General features: G+C 73.7%; 15 protein-coding genes. 8 read left to right on the top strand and 7 right to left on the bottom strand.

Translation table 11 applies throughout. The features are described from left to right. Position 1 precedes the first annotated feature (1 nt). The 3 genes from BM396_RS19565 (at position 2) to BM396_RS19555 (ending at position 1,892) form a co-directional block, all read left to right on the top strand. A complete protein-coding gene (locus BM396_RS19565; RefSeq protein ID WP_043355854.1) occupies positions 2-598 on the top strand; it encodes a rhodanese-like domain-containing protein in 597 nt (198 codons plus the stop codon). 179 nt (positions 599-777) lie between these two features. Beyond that, positions 778-1,596, top strand: coding sequence for a 3-methyl-2-oxobutanoate hydroxymethyltransferase (gene panB / locus BM396_RS19560; RefSeq protein WP_043355852.1), 819 nt, complete (start codon positions 778-780; stop codon positions 1,594-1,596). Between the two features lie 14 nt (positions 1,597-1,610). After that, positions 1,611-1,892, top strand: coding sequence for a DUF333 domain-containing protein (locus tag BM396_RS19555; protein WP_051976039.1), 282 nt, complete (start codon positions 1,611-1,613; stop codon positions 1,890-1,892). 427 nt (positions 1,893-2,319) lie between these two features. On the opposite strand, the gene BM396_RS19545 is transcribed toward BM396_RS19555, so the two are convergent. Next, positions 2,320-3,315, bottom strand: a complete 996-nt coding sequence (locus BM396_RS19545; protein WP_043355850.1) for an NUDIX hydrolase — start codon at positions 3,313-3,315, stop codon at positions 2,320-2,322. A gap of 199 nt (positions 3,316-3,514) precedes the next feature. Here BM396_RS19545 and thiE point away from each other — a divergent pair, with 199 nt between their 5' ends. The 3 genes from thiE (at position 3,515) to BM396_RS19530 (ending at position 5,788) form a co-directional block, all read left to right on the top strand. Next, positions 3,515-4,225, top strand: coding sequence for a thiamine phosphate synthase (gene thiE / locus BM396_RS19540; protein WP_043381996.1), 711 nt, complete (start codon positions 3,515-3,517; stop codon positions 4,223-4,225). Further along, positions 4,222-5,037 carry a bifunctional hydroxymethylpyrimidine kinase/phosphomethylpyrimidine kinase gene (gene thiD, locus BM396_RS19535; protein WP_043382000.1) on the top strand — a complete coding sequence of 272 codons (816 nt, stop codon included), beginning with the start codon at positions 4,222-4,224 and terminating at the stop codon, positions 5,035-5,037. Before thiE ends, thiD begins: the two co-directional genes overlap by 4 nt. 124 nt (positions 5,038-5,161) lie before the next feature. Continuing rightward, complete coding sequence (locus BM396_RS19530; RefSeq protein ID WP_043355842.1) at positions 5,162-5,788, top strand: helix-turn-helix domain-containing protein; 627 nt, start codon at positions 5,162-5,164, stop codon at positions 5,786-5,788. 7 nt (positions 5,789-5,795) lie between these two features. Here BM396_RS19530 and BM396_RS19525 read toward each other — a convergent pair whose 3' ends face one another. The 5 genes from BM396_RS19525 to BM396_RS19505 form a co-directional block, all read right to left on the bottom strand. Further along, complete coding sequence (locus BM396_RS19525; protein ID WP_043382003.1) at positions 5,796-6,377, bottom strand: ABC-type transport auxiliary lipoprotein family protein; 582 nt, start codon at positions 6,375-6,377, stop codon at positions 5,796-5,798. A 121-nt stretch (positions 6,378-6,498) separates the two neighbouring features. Next, on the bottom strand, positions 6,499-7,581 hold the full coding sequence (locus BM396_RS19520; RefSeq protein ID WP_043355838.1) for an MlaD family protein: 1,083 nt from the start codon (positions 7,579-7,581) through the stop codon (positions 6,499-6,501). Positions 7,582-7,688: 107 nt separating this feature from the next. Further along, on the bottom strand, positions 7,689-8,474 hold the full coding sequence (locus tag BM396_RS19515) for an ABC transporter ATP-binding protein (RefSeq protein ID WP_170861809.1): 786 nt from the start codon (positions 8,472-8,474) through the stop codon (positions 7,689-7,691). A gap of 10 nt (positions 8,475-8,484) precedes the next feature. Then, positions 8,485-9,636, bottom strand: coding sequence for an ABC transporter permease (locus tag BM396_RS19510; RefSeq protein ID WP_170861811.1), 1,152 nt, complete (start codon positions 9,634-9,636; stop codon positions 8,485-8,487). A gap of 51 nt (positions 9,637-9,687) precedes the next feature. Then, positions 9,688-10,863, bottom strand: a complete 1,176-nt coding sequence (locus BM396_RS19505) for an MFS transporter (RefSeq protein ID WP_043382005.1) — start codon at positions 10,861-10,863, stop codon at positions 9,688-9,690. Between the two features lie 137 nt (positions 10,864-11,000). Here BM396_RS19505 and BM396_RS19500 point away from each other — a divergent pair, with 137 nt between their 5' ends. Next, positions 11,001-12,140, top strand: a complete 1,140-nt coding sequence (locus tag BM396_RS19500; RefSeq protein ID WP_043382010.1) for a hypothetical protein — start codon at positions 11,001-11,003, stop codon at positions 12,138-12,140. Between the two features lie 148 nt (positions 12,141-12,288). Next, positions 12,289-12,729, top strand: a complete 441-nt coding sequence (locus tag BM396_RS19495; protein WP_043382013.1) for a DUF1489 family protein — start codon at positions 12,289-12,291, stop codon at positions 12,727-12,729. Positions 12,730-12,945: 216 nt separating this feature from the next. On the opposite strand, the gene BM396_RS19490 is transcribed toward BM396_RS19495, so the two are convergent. Continuing rightward, positions 12,946-20,421 (bottom strand): apolipoprotein A-IV repeat region-like domain-containing protein, encoded by a 7,476-nt coding sequence (locus BM396_RS19490; protein WP_043382017.1) that lies wholly within the window; start codon positions 20,419-20,421, stop codon positions 12,946-12,948. Positions 20,422-20,558 lie beyond the last annotated feature (137 nt).

Genomic DNA, 20,558 nt, shown 5'->3' with positions numbered 1-20,558 from the left:
CATGCGGCGCCTCCTCCTGACCGGCCGGGCCGCTGCGGCCTGTGCCGCACTCCTCTGCCTCGCCGCCGCGCCGGCCGATTCGCCGGTCAACGTCCCCGAGCCGGAGGGGCTCTATGCCGGCCCGCCGAAGGGCTACACGCCACAGACCCTGAAAGGGGCGACGGTGGTCGATGCCGACGCCGTCGCGGCCCTGATGGCGGGCCCCGACAAGCCGGTGCTGATCGACGTGGCTGCCCCGGACCGCAAACCGTCGAACTTCCCGGAGGGACGGTTGTGGCTTCCGGTGCATCCCTCGATTCCGGGGGCCGTCTGGATGCCGGAGGCCGGCGCCGAACCCCTGGCGCCCGCGCGCGAGGCGCTGTTCTACGACCGGGTCGCCGCGCTGACGGGCGGCGACAAGGCCCGCCCGGTGGTGGTGTTCTGCCACGTGGAGTGCTGGGGCAGCTGGAACGCCGCCAAGCGCCTCATCCTGAAGGGCTATACCGGCGTGCGCTGGTTCCCCCAGGGCGTCGAGGGCTGGCAGGAGACGCACGAGACCGCGAACCTGCAGGTCGATCCGGCCTGGAAGGCGGGCGCCGAGCCACAGGCGGGGCGCTGACCGGCGGCGCCGGGCGGTGTAAGAGGGACGCATGAAACGGGACGCGCCCCCTCTCCCGAGCGGGAGAGGGTTGGGGTGAGGGAACAGGTCTTTCCGGACGAGTCACCCCCTCATCCTGTCCCACTCCCGCACGGGAGGGGGACAGGCGCTTGCCCTCGGTGCCGGAAGGGATCTGAATCATGTCGCAGGTCGTGCAGTCCCGACGGCTCCGGGCGATCGATATCGGCAAGCGCAAGGCCGAGGGGCGCAAGATCACCGCGCTGACCGCCTACCACGCCCACACGGCCGGCATCGTCGATCCCTATTGCGACTTCATCCTCGTGGGCGATTCCCTCGGCATGGTCATGCACGGGATGGAATCGACGATCCCCGTGACCCTGGAGATGATGATCCTCCAGGCTCAGGCGGTGATCCGCGGCACCGAGAAGGCGCTCGTCGTGGTCGACATGCCGTTCGGCTCCTACGAGGCCAGCCGGGAACAGGCGTTCCTCAACGCGTCCCGGGTGCTGAAAGAGACGGGCGCGGGCGCGATCAAGATGGAGGGCGGAGCCCATTTCGCCGAGACGGTGGCGTTCCTGGTCCAGCGCGGCGTACCGGTGATGGGGCATATCGGCCTCACCCCGCAGGCTGTGAACACGATGGGCGGCTTCAAGGTCCAGGGCCGGGGGCCCGACGACGAGCGCCGCCTTCTGGAGGATGCCCGCGCCATCTCCGAGGCCGGCGCCTTCGCGATCGTGCTGGAGGGCATCGTCGAGCCGGTGGCTCGCGCCATCGCGACCTCGCCCCGGGTGACGGCCGCCACGATCGGCATCGGCGCCTCCGCGGTCTGCGACGGCCAGATCCTCGTGCTGGAGGACATGCTCGGCCTGTCCGAGCGGACGCCGAAATTCGTGCGCCAGTTCGGCAGCCTGCGCAACCATATCGAGGAGGCCGTGAAAGCCTACGCGGAGGAGGTCCGGGCCGGGCGGTTCCCGGCCGACGACCACACCTACGGGTAGGGCAGGGGCGGCCGATGTCCCCTCCGATCCTGCCGTCGGGCGGTCGCGCCGAGAGGCTCGTCATCGCCTTCGCGCTGTGCGCCGCCATCGCCCGACCGGGACCGGCGCAGGCGCTGGAAAACCCGGCCTCCGCCTTCTGCGCAACGATGGGGGGACGGTCGATCATCGCGAAGCTGCCGGATGGGGGCGCGATCGGGCTCTGCTCCCTGCCGGGCAACAAGATCGTCGAGGAATGGACGCTCTACCGGATGCTCCATGGCGTGAAGCCCCCGGCCGACGACAACCCGTTCCGATAGCCCGGCCACGCGCGGGCGCATGCGAATCCCGAACGCGCCGCGCCCGTTCGAGGATGCCGTGACGGCCGGCGCGGGCGCGGTCTGTACCGGCCGACGACCACACCTGCGGTGAGAATCCGACACGGGGCGACCAACGCTGGACCAGCGCGTACGGTCGCCACGGCCTCGCCTGGAGCCATGCCGGCGCCTTCAGCACCGGCGCGCAGATCCTCGTGTCGCTCCATCCGGAGGCCGGTTTCCACACCCTCGTCCTGACGAACGCCATCCCGTCCGGCCTGCCGGAGGGGCGCACCGACAGCTTCGCCGACCGCGTCTTCGACGGCCGGGCCGGCCAGGACAGGCTGAAGGCCTGGGGGGGGGCGGCCTACGGCGCACCGCCGGCCTGGGCCTCGGCATCCTGGCGCGACGGAAAGATCGATCCCGTTCGTCAGCCCACCCGCCGCGACGGCAGCCGCAACCCCGGGGCGGGCCGCTCCAGCAGCACCTCCCGGCGGAAGCGCACGAGCCGCGCCGGCCGGCCGGCGGCGCCGCTGGTGACGCTCTCGGTCTCCTCCACCAGTCCCTGCTGCGCCACGAGACGGCGGAAATTCTGCTTGTGCAGCTGCGTCCCCGACAGGGCCTCCACGGTGCGCTGGAGCTGGAGCAGGGTGAATTCCGGCGGCATCAGCTCGAACACCACCGGGCGATACTTGATCTTGCCCCGGAGCCGGCCGATCGCGGTGGCGAGCACCCGCCGGTGGTCGAAGGCCATGGGCACGCCGGTTGGGTCGTTCGGGAGGGCCGGACCGGGATTGCCCTTCGCCTCCGGGATCAGACCGGCCTCGAACAGCAACTCGTAGCGCTCCAGGACACGCTCTTCGTTCCACGTGCCGCCGTTCATGCCGAAGGTCAGGCCGAGGCGGTCCAGGCGGCGGGTCCGGGTAGCACATTCCTCGGGCTCGGACGCCCAGGCGGCGAGCCGCGCCTCGATGGCGTCGAGCTGGCGGGGGCGCCCCTGGCGGAAATCCTCGTAGGGCAGGTAGCGGTACCAGTTCTGCCACGCGGCCTCGGCCAAGCCGGCCGGCCGCTCCTCGCGAACGAGCGCCAGATAGGCCACCGAGAGCGAATGCACGCCGGACAGGTTCGCCGTGCCGGAGCGGTCCCGATCGCCGAAGGTATAGAGCTGCTCCACGTAGCCCAGACGCTGGTGCGTCTGCCGCTCCACCCAGGCGCGCAGGCCCCGTTCCAGGGTCGCGTGTTCGGGGACCAGCGGGCCGGCCGGCAGGCCGTCGCCCCGGCCCGGTGCCTGGTCGGGCACGCGGATCGTCAGGGCGCGCGGCTCCCCCTTGGTCGCGGCGACGATCACCGCGACGAGGCCTACGGAGGAGCGCTCCGGCGAGGCCTGCGCCCCCCGCGCATCCGTCTGCGCCGCGGCACCCTTCATCGTTCCTCGACCGCCTCTCCCCCGGGACGCGCCGGAGCGGATCCCACCTATAGGGGGACAGGATCGCCGCGCGTCAACGCCGCTGTCGGACGGAGCGGCCCCGTGCGCTTGCCAACGCGCCGATGCCTGCCCAAACAGGGAGGGACCGGCGCGGACGCCGCCGGGGCGGTTCTGCCGGAACGAGGATACAGCGACAGCGATGCCAGCCAGCGCCAGCGCCGCATCGACCGGGAGACAGGCGGTCGACCTGCGACTCTACGGCCTCCTCGACGTCGGCGCCTGCGGCGCCGACGGGGCGCGGCTGGCTGAACTCGGCGCCGAAGCGGTGGCCGGGGGCTGCACCCTGCTCCAGTACCGCGAGAAGGACATCGCCGATGCCCGCGCCGCCCTGGGGCGGATCCGGGCGATCCTGGAAGCCGTGGGCGGCCGGGTCCCGGTCCTCGTCAACGACCGCGTCGACCTCGCCCTCGCCGCAGGCGCGGACGGGGTGCATCTCGGCCAGAGCGACCTCCATCCGGCGGATGCCCGCCGCCTCCTGGGGGAGGGCGCGATCATCGGTCTCACCCTCAAGAAGGCCGCCCAGGCGGACGAGCTGTACCGGCTTCCCGTCGACTACGCCTGCATCGGCGGCGTGTTCGCCACCACCAGCAAGGACAATCCCGACCCGCCCGTGGGCCTCGACGGCTTTGCCAGCATCGCCTTCCGCGCCCGCCTCGCCCGCGGGGCGGACCTGCCGCTCGGCGCCATCGCGGGGATCGGCCTGGACAACGCCGCCGCGGTGATCGCCGCGGGGGCGGACGGCGTCGCGGTGATCACCGCCCTGTTCGGCGCGGACTCGGTGCGCCAGCGCGCCCGCGACCTGCGCGCGCGGATCGACGCCGCCCTGGCGGAGCGGGCGGCCTCGCGATGAGCGACCCCGCGCCCATCGCGGTGACGATCGCGGGCTCGGATTCCGGCGGGGGCGCCGGCATCCAAGCGGACCTCAAGACCTTCTCGGCGCTCGGCGTCTACGGGGCCAGCGTGATCACGGCGCTGACCGCGCAGAACACGAAGGGGGTCCAGGGCATCCACGACGTGCCGCCGGACTTCGTCACCCGGCAGATCGACAGCGTGTTCTCCGACCTCGCCGTGAAGGCCGTGAAGATCGGCATGCTGTCGCAGGTGGCGGTGATCGCCGCCGTGGCCGAGGGGCTGGCGCGCCACGCCGGGGCGATCCCGGTCGTCCTCGATCCCGTGATGGTCGCCACGAGCGGCGACCGGCTGATCGCGGACGCGGCCGTGGCGACGCTCCGCGAGCGGCTGCTGCCGCGGGCCGATCTGATCACCCCCAACCTGCCGGAGGCGGCGGTGCTCCTCGGCGAGGCCGTCGCCACGGACGCGGCGACGATCGTGGCCCAGGGCCGGCGGCTCGTGGGGCTGGGCGCCCGGGCGGTGCTGATCAAGGGCGGCCACGGCGTGGGGCGCGAGAGCATCGACCACCTCGTCACGGCGGACGGCACCCTGCGGACCCTCTCGGCGCCGCGAATCGCGACGGCCAACACCCACGGCACCGGCTGCACGCTCTCGGCCGCGGTGGCGGCGGGACTCGCCCAGGGCCTGGATCTGCCTGAGGCGGTGGCGGCCGCCAAGGCTTACCTCACGGCCGCCCTCGCCGCCGCCGACCAGCTCGCGGTCGGGACGGGCCACGGGCCGGTTCATCACTTCCACGCTCTCTGGTCGTAGGCCACGCCCGAGCCGGCACTTTCCAGCGCCCCTGCCGCCCGCTGCCTTGCAACCGGGCGGCGATTGCGTTTGAAGAAGCGCACGATCGTTCGGATAACGGAACGGTACAGGCGGACCGGTGACGATGCAGGATCAGGCGGAACGGCCCGACCGGGGGCGCGGGCGCGACCTGCTGACCGGCGCGCAGGCGCTCTCCGGGCAGCTCGGCAAGACCATCCAGCGGCTGCGCAAGGCCTACAACCTGTCGCTCTCGGAACTCGCCGAGCAGTCCGGTGTGGCCAAATCGATCATCAGCCAGATCGAGCGCAACGAGACCAATCCGACCCTCGCGACCATCTGGCGCCTGTCGCAGGCGCTGGACGTGTCCATCGAGCGGGTGCTGGCGGCGGGCGACGAGGAGCCCTTCATCGAGAAGACCTCCCGGGCCGACACGCCGATCCTCGTCTCCGAGGACGGGAAGGTGCGGCTCGCGATCATCGGCTGGCTCAAGACGATCGAGTGGCTGCAATGGTACGAGGTCACGGCGGATCTCGGCGGCGTCCTCGACTCGGACCCGCACCAGCGCGGCTCGGTGGAATCGCTGTCGGTCGCCGAGGGCGCGTTCGAGGTCGAGATCGGCGGCAGCGTGCAGCGCGCGCGGGCCGGCGAGACCCTGCGCTACCGCTGCGACCGGCCCCACCTCATCCGCTGCACGGACGGCCCGGCCCGGGCCACCATGGTGGTGATCATGAAGGCCGCCGTGATGGAGTGAGGCGGTTTCACCGCCCGCTGTTCACCCACCGCACCACGTCGGCGAGCACGGTCACCAGCGCCTGATCGAGGGCGCGGGCGCCGTTTCCGGCATCGATCTTGGACACCGGGACCCGGGCCGTGAAGATCCGCGCGGCGGCGACCTTGCCGGTGCCGTCGGCTACGAGCTTCAGCGACAGGTCGACCACCGCCTCGCCGGTCGCGGCCTGGACATCGAAGGCGCGGATCTCGCTGATCAGCTGGTAGTCGGCCACGACCTTGTCGCCGGGTCGACTCACCGAGCGGAGCCGGCCGGAATTCTCCAGGCTCTGGATGAGCCGCGTCTGGATCAGGCGCGGCAGCCGGTCGGCCCATTGGCCGCCGCCCAGGAAGGACAGCGCCCCGCCGTTCTCGCGCACGATGATCCGGTCGGCCTCGAAGGGCTGGATCCCAACCGGCTCCGACACCACGATCGAACGGCCGGCCGCGATCGGCCGGCCCGCGGGGGGCAGCGCCGCGAGGTCGAAGGTGAGGGGCGCCACACCGCCGCCGCAGCCGCCCAGGAGGGCGGCGAACAGCGCGGCGGCGAGGATGTGGGACGAGCGGACCATACACATGACCTGAGAAACTCCGCCGGCGAGCAGCGAAGCTGTAAAAGCTATGCGGTTAAAACTAATCCGCTGCGGCATCCGTGCCGTGCGCCGGGACACATCCGTCCGGCGCCGCGCGCTTTCAGCGCCCACCGTTGTATTCGGGCAACGATGGCTTGCCGCCGAAGATCACCTGGCTCGGGTCGCGCTCCAGGCTGCGCACCGTGCGGTTGAGGGTGCTCAGGGTCCGCTGCCCGTCCCCCGACAGGGCCTCCACCTCCCGGCGGCCGGTGCCGCTGAGCCGTCCGAAACTGGTCGCGATGCTGGCGGTGCGCTTGTCGAGGTTTTCCGACATGGTCCGGAACGCCTTGCCGGCGTCGCGCACCGAGATCGCCGCCGCGCGGATCTCCGCGAAGGTGCTGGAGCCCTCCTGGCCGGAGGCCGAGCCCAGGAAGCTCTCGGCGCCGTTGAGCACCGCGTCGATCTTGTCGGCCGAGGCGCTGAGCTTGCCGGCGAGCAGCCGGGCGTCGTGCAGGCCCGCCTCGATGTCGGGGCTGGCCTTGGACAGGGCCGCCGAGAAGCGGTCGGCGTTGTCGATCACGCGGCCGAGCTTCGCACCGTCCACCGCCTTGACCAGGGCGGAGATGTTGGGGCCGGCATCGGCGAGCGTCTTGGAGAAGGTCTCGACATTGGACAGCGACCGGTTGATCGCCCCCTCGTTGGCGGAGACGAGCCTGTCCAGGCGAGCGAGCATGTCGTCGGCCCGCTGCGCCACCTGACGGGCCAGCGCCATCATGTCCTGCATGTCGGAGGAATCGGCGAAGATGGTCGGCGGCTCGCCGTTGGCCATCGGGGTCAGCACCGGCGCGTCGGCGTTGCCGCCCGACAGGGAGATCACCGAGACGCCGGTGAGCATCGCCGAGTCGAGGCGGGCGCGGGTGTCGGCCCGGAGTGGGGTCGCGGGATCGACCTTGATCGTGGCGAGCACCCGGCGGGGATCCTGCGGAGCGAGGCGGATATCGGTGACCTCGCCGACCTTGATGCCGTTGAAGTTCACGCTCGATCCGCGCGAGAGCCCCCCGACCGAGCCGGAGAAGACGATGCGGACGATCTGGCTGACCTGCCGCGACGAGCCGCCGGAGAGCCACAGCACGGTGCCGAAGCCCGCCAGGATGACGGCGATGGTGAAGGCCCCGATGAGGGCGTAGTTCGCGCGGGTTTCCATGCGCTCAACCTGCGGTTCTGGCCGGCGGGGATGCGGCCGGGCCTGTGGCCCCGGCCCCCGGAGGGGAGCAGGGCGGGATCTGGGTGGGACGGTGATCAGGCATCGGGTCAGGCATGAGCCGATGCGCCGCCCGTCGCGATGGTCCGGGCACGCTTGCCGTGGAAGTAGGAGCGCAGCCAGGGATGGTCGCTCGCCAGCATCTCGTCGATCGTGCCGGCGGCGATGATCTGGCCGTCGCCGAGCGCCGCGATGCGGTCGCAGGCGGTGTAGAGGCTGTCGAGGTCGTGGGTGACCATGAAGACGGTCAGGCCCAGCGTTTCCTTGAGGGTCGAGACGAGGTCGTCGAACTCGCCGGCACCGATCGGGTCGAGGCCCGAGGTCGGCTCGTCGAGGAACAGGATCTCGGGGTCGAGGGCCAGGGAGCGGGCGAGCGCCGCGCGCTTGATCATGCCGCCCGACAGCTCCGAGGGCAGCTTGTCGGCGGCGTCGGGCTTCAGGCCGACCATCTCGATCTTGAGCCGGGCGAACTCGTCGAGGAGGCGTTCGGACAGGTTCAGGTGCTCGCGCATCGGCACCTGGATGTTCTGCTTGACGGTCAGCGCCGAGAACAGGGCGCCCTGCTGGAACAGCACGCCCCAGCGCTGCTCCATCCGGCGCCGCTCCGCGTAGGTGAGCTCGTCGACGTCCCGGCCGAATACCTCGATCGTGCCGGCCCGCTTGGGGTTGAGGCCGAGGATCGTCCGGGTGAGCACCGACTTGCCCTGGCCCGAGGGCCCGACGAAGCCGAGGATCTCACCGGCGCGGATGTCGAGGCTCAGACCCTTCAGGATGTTGCGGTCGCGGAATCCGACCACGAGGTCGCGCACGCGGATGATCGGGGCGGGGGCGGTCATCGGGTCGGCCTCAGAAGTCGATCGCGGCGAAGAACACCGCGAACAGGCCATCGAGGACGATGACCATGAAGATGGACTTCACCACCGACGCGGTGACGTGGCGGCCGAGCGATTCCGCCGAGCCTTCGACCGCGAAACCCTCGATCGTGGCGATCACCCCAATGGTCAGCGCCATGAACGGCGCCTTGATCAGGCCGACCATGACGTGGTGGACGCCCACCGCCGCCTGGAGGCGGACCAGGAACTGGTCGAGGGTCAGGCCGCCGTAGAGCATCGCGGTGAGCCCGCCGCCGGCGAGCGCCGCGAGGTCGCCGATCAGCGTCAGCATCGGCAGGCCGATCATCAGGGCGAGCACCCGGGGCACGATCAGGATCTCGACGGGGTCGAGGCCCATGACCCGGAGCGCGTCCACCTCCTCGCGCATGCGCATGGAGCCGATCTCGGCGGTGATCGCCGAGCCGGAGCGGCCGGCGACCATGATCGAGGTGAGCAGCACGCCCATCTCGCGCAGGATCAGCAGGCCGATCAGGTTGACCACGAAGGTCTGGGCGCCGAAGCGCTGGAGCTGGAAGATCCCCTGCTGGGCGACGATGCCGCCCACCAGGAACGAGATCAGCACGATGATCGGCGTGCCGTTGAGCGCCACCTGCTGGATCTGGTTGATCAGGGCGTTGCCGCGGAACGTGCCGGGCCGCAGGGCGACGCGTCCGCAGGCGGCGATCAGCTCGCCGAGGAAGGCGAGGGCGGTGACGAATTCATGGCCGCCCTGTACCGTCTGGCGCCCGGTGGCATCGAGCAGGCCGACGACCGGGCCGTGCCGCCGGGGCGGCGGCGCGTCCGGCTCGCGCAGGCGAACCTCCCCCAGAAGGGTGCGGTGCTCCGGCCGTGCGTTGAGATAGGTGAGGGCGCCCCCCGCCTGCTCGATCTCGGCGCGGGTCCGCTCCAGAACCCAGGCACCGAGGGTGTCGAGGCGCTCGATGGCCGACAGGTCGACCGCCACCGGCCCGGCGCGGCCGGCCGCCGCGATGCCCGCGGCCGCGGCCTCGACGGCCGGGCCCTGGTCGGCGGTCCAGCGGCCGTCGAGCGTCAGACGGCCGTCGGCCGTCCGGTCCCGCAGCGCGGCGCCGGCCAAGGCGCCGGGAACAGTGCCCTCGCTCAGCAACACCCATACTCCTCGATCGAGGCACCACCCTGCCCGGCGGTTATGACGACATTACGGTTGACGATCCGTCTCCAACCTCACCCCTGAAGCGCGGCGTGAGGCCAGGGCGAGCCCCAGGCCCGCGGCGGCGAGCGGCGCCATGAGCAGGAAGGCGAGGGGGCCGCCGGCCCGGTAGGCGACGCCGCTGCCCAGGGTCGCGACCACCGAGATCCCGGCATTGACCGCGCTGAGCGTGCCCTGCGCCCGGCCCCGGGCGCCGTCCGGGGCGTAGGCCGAGACCGCCGCCATGGCGCCGAGCTGCGTCGCCCCGAAGGTCAGGCCGTGGAGGCATTGCAGCGGCACCAGCGCGGCGAGATGGTCGCCGAGGAGGAACATGCCGACCGCCCGCAGGATCGCCGCGACGGCCCCGGCACCGAGGAGCCGCACCGGGCTGCGCCAGGCGGCGGGCAGGGCGGGCAGAGCGGCGAACAGGGCGATCTCGGCGAGCACCCCGGTCGCCCAGAGCGAGCCGACCCAGGCCGCCGGGATCCCCTGGCTGGTCCAGTAGATGCTGCCGAACCCGTAGATCGCCCCGTGGCTCGCCTGGATCGCGGCCGCCGCGCCGATGCACAGCCACAGCTTCAGAGGCAGCCGCGGCCGGCCGGTTCCCGCCGCGGACGGCGGCAGGGCCGCCACCGCGCGGCTGCGCCACGCCACCAGCGCCGCGCCGAGGGCGAGGCCGGTCAGCAGAAGCGGCACGGCGAGCCGCCCGCCCAGCGCCGTCAGAAGCACTCCGCCCGCGAGGTTCGCCAGCAGGAACGCGACGGAGCCCGCCATCCGGATCCGCGAATAGGCGAGGCGGGAATCCCCGCGCACGGCCGCGAGCGTCAGGTAGTCGATGCAGGGCACGAGGGGCGCGCCGGCGACCGCGTTGAGCACGATGAGCGCGGCGAGCCACGGCCAGGCGATCCCGGCTGCGGCGGGCATCAACGCGTAGGTCAGGCTGAGCGCGAGGCTGCCGAGCAGGATCAGCCGGCGCGGGCCCAGGCCCCGGTCGAGCAGGCTCATGAGCGGGGCCGTGGCGGCGATTCGCGTGGCGATCGGCAGCGCGAGCAGGAGGCCGATCACCCTTGCATCGAGGCCCAGGGCGTCGAGCCACAGGGGCATGAACGGCATCGCGATGCCGATCTCGGTGAACACCACGGCGTAGAGCAGCGACAGGCGCGCCGGGCCGGACGGGCGGGGCAAGGCGGGTCTCGACGGGAGGGGCGGGGGGCGTAGTCCGTCCGTAAGCGCCCGTTAAAGGGAGTCTGTCAAATTCCCGGGGATTGGCGCGCACCTGGGCGGGCCGCTACCGCGCCCGCCGCCAGCGTCCAGAGAGGCCCATGTTCGGTTCCGTGACTCCGAGCGCGCATGCGTCGGCCGAGTACGAGGCGATCGAGGCGACGATCAGCGCCAGCGAGCGCGGCCGCTGGTTCCTCGCCGAATACGCCCGGCGCAACCGGGGCCCCGAAACCGAGGTGCTGCTCGGAGCGATCGCACGGCTGGAGCGGAGCGTCACCGCCGACCGCGGGCAGGAGGCTTTCGGCCACCTGCGCGGCAACCTTCTCGACATGGCCGACGCGATCAGCCGGACCAAGGGCGAGATCGCGGCGCTCAACGCCCCGAACAGCGACGAGACCCGGCTGACGCAGGCGTCGCTCGCCCTCGACGCCATCGTGCGCGAGACCGAGCAGGCCACCTCCGACATCCTCAGCGCCGCCGAGTCGATCCAGGAGGCGGCCTGGACCCTCCGCGAGCATGGGGCCGACGCGCAGGCCTGCGACGCCCTCGACCGCCACGCCACCGCGATCTACACCGCCTGCTCCTTCCAGGACCTGACCGCGCAGCGCACCGCCCGGATCGTCTACACCCTGCGCTACCTGGAGGACCGGGTCTCCGCGATGATCGCCATCTGGGGCGAGGACGCGGTGCGGGTGCCGCCCCACCGGAGCGCGCGGCCGGCCGGCGAGCCGGCCGATCTGAACCAGAGCGACGTCGACCGCTACATCGCCATGGACGTACCGGCCATCACGGTGGCCGCCCTCGTGGCGCGCCCCGGCAGCCCGGCGCTCCACGAGGATCTGGTGTTCCTCCCGGTCTCGGCGGAGGCCGAGCCGGATGCGGAAGCACCGGAGCGGGTCGCGGATTCCGAGCCGGAGGCCGTCGCGGCGCCGGTCGACGAGATCGATATGGTGGCCGACCTGGTGGCCGACTTGGTGGCCGACCTGGACACCGTTCCCGGGTTTGCCGACGAGCCCGAGACTGTCTCGCCCCCTGACACCGGCACCTTCGCCGAGGCCGCGCCGGAGCCCGACGCCGCGCCGGAGCCCCACGCCCCGCTCGGAGCGGATATGGCCGATCTGGCCTGGGGCGAGGCCGTCGCGGCAGCCCCCGAGCCGGCCATGCCGCCGGAGGATCCGGCCCTGAGCTTCGCCGAGATCGCGGCGCTGACGCCGGAGCAGCGGCTCGCCCTGTTCGCCTGACGGCTTCCGAGCGAGGCCGACGCGGCGCCGGCCATCCGCGCGCACGGAAGACCGCGCCGCCGCATCTGCCTGAGGCGGTTCGGCAGGCGCGTCCCGACGCGGACCCTGCTATCAGGGCCGCCCCCGGCAATCCCGAGCAAGCACGTCCGTGGCCCTGCACCTGATCAAGCTCTGCGTCGGCCCCGCCACCATCGCCGACCTCGAGGCCCGGCAGGCCCGGTTCCGGGAGGAGGCGCTCCGGGACGGCCGGCCCGCGGCCCCGTTCCACGTCACCCGCACCCTGCCCAAGCGCCACCGGGAGATCACCGGGCGCGGTTCGATCTACTGGGTGATCCGGGGGACTCTGTCCTGCCGGCAGGCGATCAGCGCGATCGAACCACTGACCGGCGAGGACGGCATCCCGCGCTGCCGGTTGGTCTTCGATCCGCGCCTCGTCCCGGTGGCGCCCCGGCCCTGCCGGCCCTTCCAGGGCTGGCGCTACCTCACGGCGCGCGACGCGCCGGCCGACCTCGGCGCCGAGGCGTCGGGGGACCTCGCCGAGATGCCCGAGGCCCTGCGGCGCGAGCTGGTCGGCCTCGGCCTGCTGTGAGGATGTAGCGCCCCCCACCGCTCAGTCCCCCGCACGCCCTCCTGAGGCGCCGGCGCACGGCGGTGGCCGCGAAGGAAGCCCTCCAGACGGCGCCGCGATCCCTGCATCCCCGCGAGGCCTGCTGCCGCGGGCCCCTCAGGTGAGGGGGAGGGTGGGACAGCTCTCACTCCGGCCTGCGAACCCGCCGGAGCCATCTCGGCCCCGGCGGGATCCGTCCTACGCCCCGTCGAAGCGCCCGCTGGCATGGGCCAGCATCGTGTAGACCTTGCCGGTCTCGGAGGTCAGGTAGGCATCGGTGCGCTTGGCGTCGCTGTCGTTCTTGACCACGTCGCCGAGCAGGCGCTCGAACTCGCTGACGTAGCGGTCGACGCTGCGGCGGAACTCCGCATCCGACCGGTACCGGCGCTGGATCTCCGCGAAGGTCGCCCGGCCCTGCGGCGTGTAGATCCGCGGGTCGAACAGGTTCGGCTCGCCCCGGCGGTACCGCTCCCACAGGTCGACCGCGGTCCGATGCTCGATCATCTTGGCGATGTCGGTCGAGATCGTGTCGAGGGCGATCCGCCCGGTCTCGGCGGCCGCCACCGCGGGCCGGCGGGCCGGCTGTGCGGGGGCCGGCGCTTCGGCAGCGGGAACCTCCTCCTCGTCGTCGTCCAGCGAGGCGCGGGTCAGCAGGTCGGACAACCAGCCGCGCTTGTCGCCGGCCTGTGCCGGGCGGGCGGTCGCGGAGGGGCGGGGCGCCTCGATCCGGGCCGGGGCGGCGCGCGGCGCCGCCGCGGGGGCCGGGAGCGCCGGGGCGGCGGAGGCTGCCGGTGCGGCCGAAGGCGCGGCCGCGGGGGCCGCGGGGGCCGCGGCGGACGCGGCTGCGACGGCGCGGCCCCCGCCTTCCGCGACCCGGCGCTGGGGCTGGGCCTGCGGCTGGGCGACGTCGACCGAGCGACCGGAGCGGGAGACCAGGGACGACAGCTCGTTGAGCGCCTTGATCTGGTCCGCCACCACCCGGCGCATCTCGCCGGTGGCATCCTGCGTCTCGCGCGGCAGCTCGAGGACGCCCTTGGCGAGTTCGGCGCGGGTCGCGTCGAGTTCGCCGCGGATCGAGCCCGCCATCTCGCGCAGAGCCGAGAAGGAATCGCCGAAGCTGGCCTGGGCCTCCTGGAAGCCGCTGCGCATCTCGCGGGCCGCCTCCTCGATGACCTGCCGGACGCCCTGGGCGGCCTTCTCGCCCTCGGCGCTGGCGCTGTCCTTCAGGTCGGCGAAGGCGCTCGTCACCGAGGCCCCGGCGCCCTGGGCCGACTGGGCCAGGGACTCGCCGACGCTGCGGGCCCGCTCCTCGGCGGCGCGCAGGGTCTGCTCGATGGTCTGCGCCAGGGCGTTGCCGTTCTGCTCCAGGGCGGCGGCCCGGGCCTCGAAGGTGGCCAGCGCCTCGGTGAGCTTGGTCTCGCGGCCCGACAGGGCCGAGTCCAGGCGTTCCTCGATGGCCGCCAGGGAGGCCGCGGCCCGGTCGAGGGCCGCCACGTGCGCGACGGTCTGCTCGCCGAGGGAGCGGCCGCGGCCGTCGAGGGTCTCGGCGAGGCGCGAGGCCTCGCTGAGCGCCCCGTCGGCGGCGCCGCGCAGGGCCTCGACCTGGGCCGAGACGCCGGCGCTGGCGCGACCGGTCTCGGCGGCGATGCGCTCCAGGGCCCCCTGGACCTGCTCGATCCGGCCGGCGAGACCCCGCTCGATCGCGCCGAGGTTGGTGTCGGCCCCGGCCACGAGGTCGGTGAGCGCGGTGTTGGCGGCCTCGATCCGCTGCAGCAGGCTGCCGAGTTCGCGACCCATCCGGTCGTTGGTCTCGAACAGCTCCGAGAGGGTGCGGCCCGCGCCGTCCTCGACGGCGGCGCGCAGCAGCTCGGCCGAGGCCCGCGACTGCACGGCCAGTTCCTCGGTCCGCGCCCGCAGGCTCTCGGCCAGGGGCACGCCGGTCTCGGCGAGCGCCCGCTCGATCGCCTCGGCCCGGTCCGCGAGCGCCCGGGACAGGTCCATCATCGGCCCGTCGATGGCGCCGCGCAGGCGCTCGACATGGCCCTCCAGGCTGTCGCCGACCGCGCGGCCGCTGCCCTCGACGCTGGCGACGAGCGCGCCGCCGCGCTCCTCGATGGCGCGCACCAGGGTCTCTGCGCTCTCGGCGAGGCGGCGGGACAGGGCCTCGCCGCGGGCATCCACCAGGGCGCCGAGCGCCGTGGCACGGCGCTCGAACCCGGCCCCGAGGGCCTCGGTGCGGGCGTCGATCAGGCCGGCGAGCGCGGCCTCGCGGCGGCTAAGGGTCTCGGCCAGCGCCGCGTTGTGGGCGTCGACCTGCTCGGCATGGGCCCGCGCCCGCTCGTCGAGGGCGGCGACCAGGGACGCCGTGCGCTCGTCCATCAGGCCCGCGAAGGCCTCGTGGCGGTCGTCGAAGGCGGTGGCCAGGGTGTCGGCGCGCTGCGCCACCAGGGTCGCGAACAGCCGCATGCGGCTGTCGATGCGCTGGGTGAAGGCATCGGCGCGGGCGTCGACGCCACGGGCCAGGGCCTCGCTCTGCGCCTCCACGGCCTGCGCCAGGGCCGCGGTGCGGCCCTCGACGATGCCGTCGAGATCCCGCAGCCGGGTGTCGAAGGCCTCGACCAGGGCGCCGGTACGACCCTCGACGACGCCGTCGAAATCGCGCAGCCGGGTGTCGAACGTCTCGACCAGAGCGCCGGTACGGCCTCGGACGACGCCGTCGAGGTCGCGCAGCCGGGCGTCGAAGGTCTGAACCAGGGCGCCGGTGCGACCTTCGACGACGCCGTCGAGATCCCGCAGCCGGGTGTCGAAGACCTCCACGAGGGCGCCGGTACGGCCCTCGGCCGCCGCCACCAGGGCCTGGCTGCGGTCCTCCAGAAGCCCCTCGATGGACGCGCGCGCCTGCTCGAAGGTCGACCGCAGGGTCTCGATGCGCGCGTCGACCCGCTCGGACACGTCGCGGCCGGTACCTTCGACCAGCGCGCCGAGGCGGTTCTGCACCCGATCGAACAGGGTCTGCAGCTCGCCCGTCCGCTCCTTGAGAGTCTCGGCGAGCCGGTTCTCGCGCTCCTCGAGCAGGCCGGCGATGGCCGGGTTCACCCCCTCGATGGTCGCCTGGAGCGCCTGGGTGCGGTGCTCGATGGTCCCGGCGATCTGGCGGCCGCGGTTGTCCACGAGGCGGTCGATCTCGCCCTGCGCCCGCTCGAACAGGCCCTGAAGGTCCGAGAGGCGGGAATCCAGCAGGTCCGCCATCTGGGCGGGTGCCGCGTCGAGGGTCGCGCGCAGGCCCTCGGTCCGGGCCGCGATGGCGTCGGCGACGTCCTGGCCGCGTCCGTCCACGAGGTCGCGCAGGCCGGCCTGAGCCTCCTCGAAGAGGGTCTGCAGGCGCTGCGTGCGCGCGTCGAGGGTGGCGGCGAGCTGACGCTCGCGGGTCTCGACCAGCGCCGAGACGGCGGCGGGCGCCTCCTCCAGCACCGCGCGCAGGGATTGGATGCGGGCATCGACCGTGGCCGCGAAGCGGCCGCCGCCGCCCTCGACCACGCCGTCGAGGGCCGCCTGGGCCTCCTCGAACAGGGTGCGCAGGGCCTGGGCCCGGGCGGTGAGGGTGTCGGCGAGGCGGTTGCCGCGGCCGTCGACCAGGCTCTCGAGATGGCCGAGCCGCTCGTCGAACAGGCTGCCGAGCTGGCGGGTCCGTTCGTCCAGGGCGCCGCTGGCGGAGCCGAACGCGCCCTCCAGGGCGGTGACCAGCGCCTGCCCGCGGCCGTCCAGCGCGGCGTGGATCGGGCCCATGCGGCCGTCGAGGGTGGCGGCCAGGGTGCCGGCGTGGTCGTCCAGCATGACGCGGATCTGGTTGGTCCGGTCGTCCAGCAGGGTGTGGACCGAGCGCACGCCCTCGTCGAGCAGGCCACTGATGTCGGCGGTGCGGCTCGACAGGGTGTGGCCCAGGCGGCCCTCGCCGGCATCGAGCATCCGCTCGGCATCCGCGATGGTCTGCTGGAGCTTGGCGAGCACGCTGTCGCCGCGCTGGTCGATCAGCTCGGCGAGGGAGGTGCCGCCGCGGTCGAGCAGGCGGGCCAGCTCGGTGATCCGGCCGCCGATCGCCCCGAACACGGCGCGGCCCTTCTCGTCGAGCTCGCCCGACATGGCGGCGATGCGCTCGTCGATGAGACGGCCGAGGAGGTCGGCGCGCTCGGCGAAGGCGGCGTGCACGGCCTCGGTGCGGGCGGTCAAAGCCGCGTCGGCGCTCTCGGTGCGCTCGTCCACCAGCCGGACCATCGACTCCGCACGGTTCGCCAGCGCGGACTCGAGGCCGCGGGTGGCCTCCTCGATGGTGCCGGTGAGGGCGCGGACGCGCTCGGCCATGGCGCCGTCGAGGCCGCCGGTCCGGTCGGCGATCATCGCCACGAGGTCGCGGGTCCGGCCGGCCAGCTCCTCGTCCACCGCGCGGGTGCGCGCCTCGATGAGGCGGATCGCCTCGAAGGCCTGCACGCCGAAGCTCTCGTCGACGAGGCGGGCACGCTCGTCCAGGGTCTCGGCGATCGCCTGCAGGCGGCCGATGACGCCGGTGTCGAAATGGCCGGCGCTCTCCTCGATCCGGCGGGCGATCTCGCCCGTGTGCCGGGCGATGTCCTGGCCGAGGCCGTTGGTGCGGCCCTCCAACATCTCCATCAGGCCGCGATGGCCCTCGGCCATGACCCGCGCCATCTCGTCGGTCCGGGCGCGCAGCGCCTCGTCCGCCGCGCTGGTGCGGCTGCCGAGATGACCGTCGATCTGGCCGACGAGGTCGGCCACGGTGGCGGCGATCGCGGCGGCCCGCTCCGCGGAGCGCGTCTCCAGGCCCCCGAGATGGGTCTCGATCAGGCTGCCGGCCTCGCGGGCCCGGGCCGTGATCGTCTCGGCCACGGCCTCGCCCTTGCCGGTGAGGAGCCGGTCCATCTCCTCCAGACGGGCGCCGACGGTCTCGCCGAGGGCGGCGGTGTCGCGGCCGATCCGGTCGGCCAGGATGTCGCCGCGGGCGATGGTCTCCTGCAGGGCGGCGAGGCGGCTGCCCAGCGTCTCGTCGATCGCCCGGACCCGGCCGTCGGCGGTCTCGGCGAAGCTCGCACCGGTCTGGCTGAGGGTGTCGGCGATGCGGGCGCCCTGGCTCGCCACGGCGAGCACGATGTCGCGGCCGGTGCCGCTGATCCGGGCCTGGGTCTCGTCGGCATGGCTGGCGAGCAGCTCGGCGACGCCGCGGCCATGCGCGCCGAAGGCCGCTTCCATCTCGCCGATCCGGGCGGCGAGGTCGGCCGAGATGGCGCGGGCGGCCTCGGCGAGGCTGCCGGTGGCGTCGCCGGTCCGGGCGGCGAGTTCGCGGTTGAGGTCGTCGAGCGCGGCGCGGACGGCCGAGACGGCGGCCGTGCCGCGCTCGCCGAGTTCCGTGCCGGCGCGGTCGGCGGCGTCGCGGAACCGGGCGGTGAGGATCGCGGTCTCGGCCTCCACGGCGCCGGTGACCTCGCCGGAGGCGGTGCGCAGGGTCTCCAGGGCCGCGGTGAGCCGGGCGGCGGCATCCCGCGTCTGCGTCTCGGCGGCCTGGCCGGCCTGATCGGCGGCGGCGCGCAGCGCCGCGGCGGCCTCCTCGGTGCGCGCCGACAGGGTGGTGGCGGAATCCGCGACCCGGCGCTCGAACACCCGCACGGCCTCCAGGGTCCGGGCCTCGACCGCGCCGGTGGCCTCGTCGGTCGTGCCGCGCAGGGCGCTGGTGGCCGCCTCGGCCCCGCGCTGGAGCGCCGCGACCGCCTCGGCGGTGCGGCCGTCGATCTCGCCCGACAGGCTCTCGACGGTGCCCCGCAGGGATTGGACCGCCGAGGAGGCCCCCGCCTCGAAGCCCTGGCCCAGGGCCGCGAAGGCGGCCTCCAGGCGCGCCGCCACCGTCTCGGTCCGGTGCGCGATGCTGCCGCCGGCCTGCTCGGCCGCGGCTGCGACCCGGTGCTCCAGGTCCGCGGCCCGAACCGTCACGGTCTCGTCGAGGCGCGCCGCGATGCCGTCCATCCGCTCGGCGAGGGCGCTTCCGCGCTCCGACAGCCCTTCGGCGATCCGCTCGGCGGTGCCGACGAGGTCGTCGCGCACGGCGCCGGCACGGGCCGTCAGGGTCTCGCCGGCGCCGCTGGCCGCCAGCGCCAGGGCAGCCTGGGCATCACGCCCGCGGCCCTCGATCGTCTCGGCGACCGACAGGCCGGCGCTCTCGATCTCGGCGCGCAGCGCGAGGCCGCGGCCGGCGATGTCCTGGGTGAGGGCCGAGCCGGTCTCGGCGAAGCGGGCGGTGATGTCGGCGCCCATCGCGCCGAAGCGCTCGGTCAGCTCCGAACCCCGGGACAGGAAGACGGATTCCAGCCCCGTCACGGACCGCTCGAAGCTCTCGCGCACGGTGCCGGCCTGGCGCTCCAGCGCGTCGCTGACGCGGCTGCCGGTCTCCTCCAGGGTCCGGGTGAGGGCGCCGGCATTCTCGGACAGGCGATCGGCCAGGGTGGTGCCGGCGGCCTGGAAGGCGCCGGTCGCCGCGCCGGCGCGATCCTCGAAGCTGCGGGTCAGGGTCTCGCCGACCTCCTGGATGGCGCCGCGCACCTCCTGGCTGGTGGCCGCGAGGGTGTCGACGAGGTCGCTGCCGCGGGCGGTCATGAGGTTGACCACCCGGTCGCCGGCCTCGCCCAGGGAGGCGGTGATCGCGGCGCCGCGGGTCTCCAGGGCGCCGGTCACCCGCTCGCCCGCGCCGGTCACGGCCGACACGATCCGGTCCGAGGCGCCTTCCAGGTCCTGGCTCAGGCTCTGGTGGGAGCCGGCAATGGCGCTGCGCACCCGGTCGGCGTTGGTGACGATCGCCTCGCGCTGGGCCACCAGCTCGTCCACGAGGGAGCGGATGCGGATCTCGTTGTCGGAATAGGCCCGCTCCAGGGTGGCGATCTCGCCCCGGACCAGGGTCTCCAGCTCGCCGGCCCGGGCGAGCGCCCGCTCGACGCCGTCGCCCACCGCCGCCACCTCGCGGCGCACGGTCTGCGACATGGTCAGGACGGCGTCGGTGGAGAAGCTCTCGGGCTCGGCCAAACGCACCGCGACCTCGCCCACCGCACGGGCGACGAGGCGCATCTCCTGGGCGCGCACCGCCAGCATGGCGGCGATCACGAACAGCACCACCGGGCCGAACAGCGCCGCGGCGCCGACGCTCGCCTGCAGGGCGGAGAGCCCCGACACGACGGCGCGCAGGTCGCCCTCGGACTTCGACCACGCGATCAGCACCAGGGCGCCGATCCAGACGGCGCCGGCGGCGAGCGCGAGCAGGTAGGGCTTGGGCGAGGAGCGCACCCGCAGGGTCTGCTGCAGGATGCCGATGTTGCGCCGGTCGTCGTTGGCCACCAGCGAGCGGTCGGGGGGCAGGAGCCCGCCCTCGCGGCGCGGGCGGTCCAGGCCCGGCGGCGGCAGGTCGGAGGCGAGCGGCGGGTCGAGATCGAGGCGCGGCGGCATGGTCCGCCCGGCGGCATCGAGGCCGCTGTCGAGCAGCGGCTCGGCGTCACCCACATCGGGCAGGCGCGGCTCGGCGCGGCCATCGGTGCCGTTCGGCGTCAGGGCGTCGAGGTTCAGCGCCTGCTCGATCGCAGAGAGCGCGGCCTCGGCCGGGTCCTTCAGCTTCTTCTCGGTCGCCATTCAACGCCTCGTTACACGGGTTCACCGACGCCTTGGGGAAGGCTGATGCCGGAGACGCAACGCCCCGTTTACCATTACAAGACTAAACTCAGGCAGCGACTGCCGATACCCGAGCCCTCGACTGGCCCCAGAAAACG

The organism is Methylobacterium sp. UNCCL125 (assembly GCF_900116795.1).
GTDB classification, from domain to species: Bacteria; Pseudomonadota; Alphaproteobacteria; order Rhizobiales; family Beijerinckiaceae; genus Methylobacterium; species Methylobacterium fujisawaense.
The sequence above is the reverse complement of the archived record's forward strand: the minus strand, read 5'-3'. Positions and strand labels throughout refer to the sequence as shown.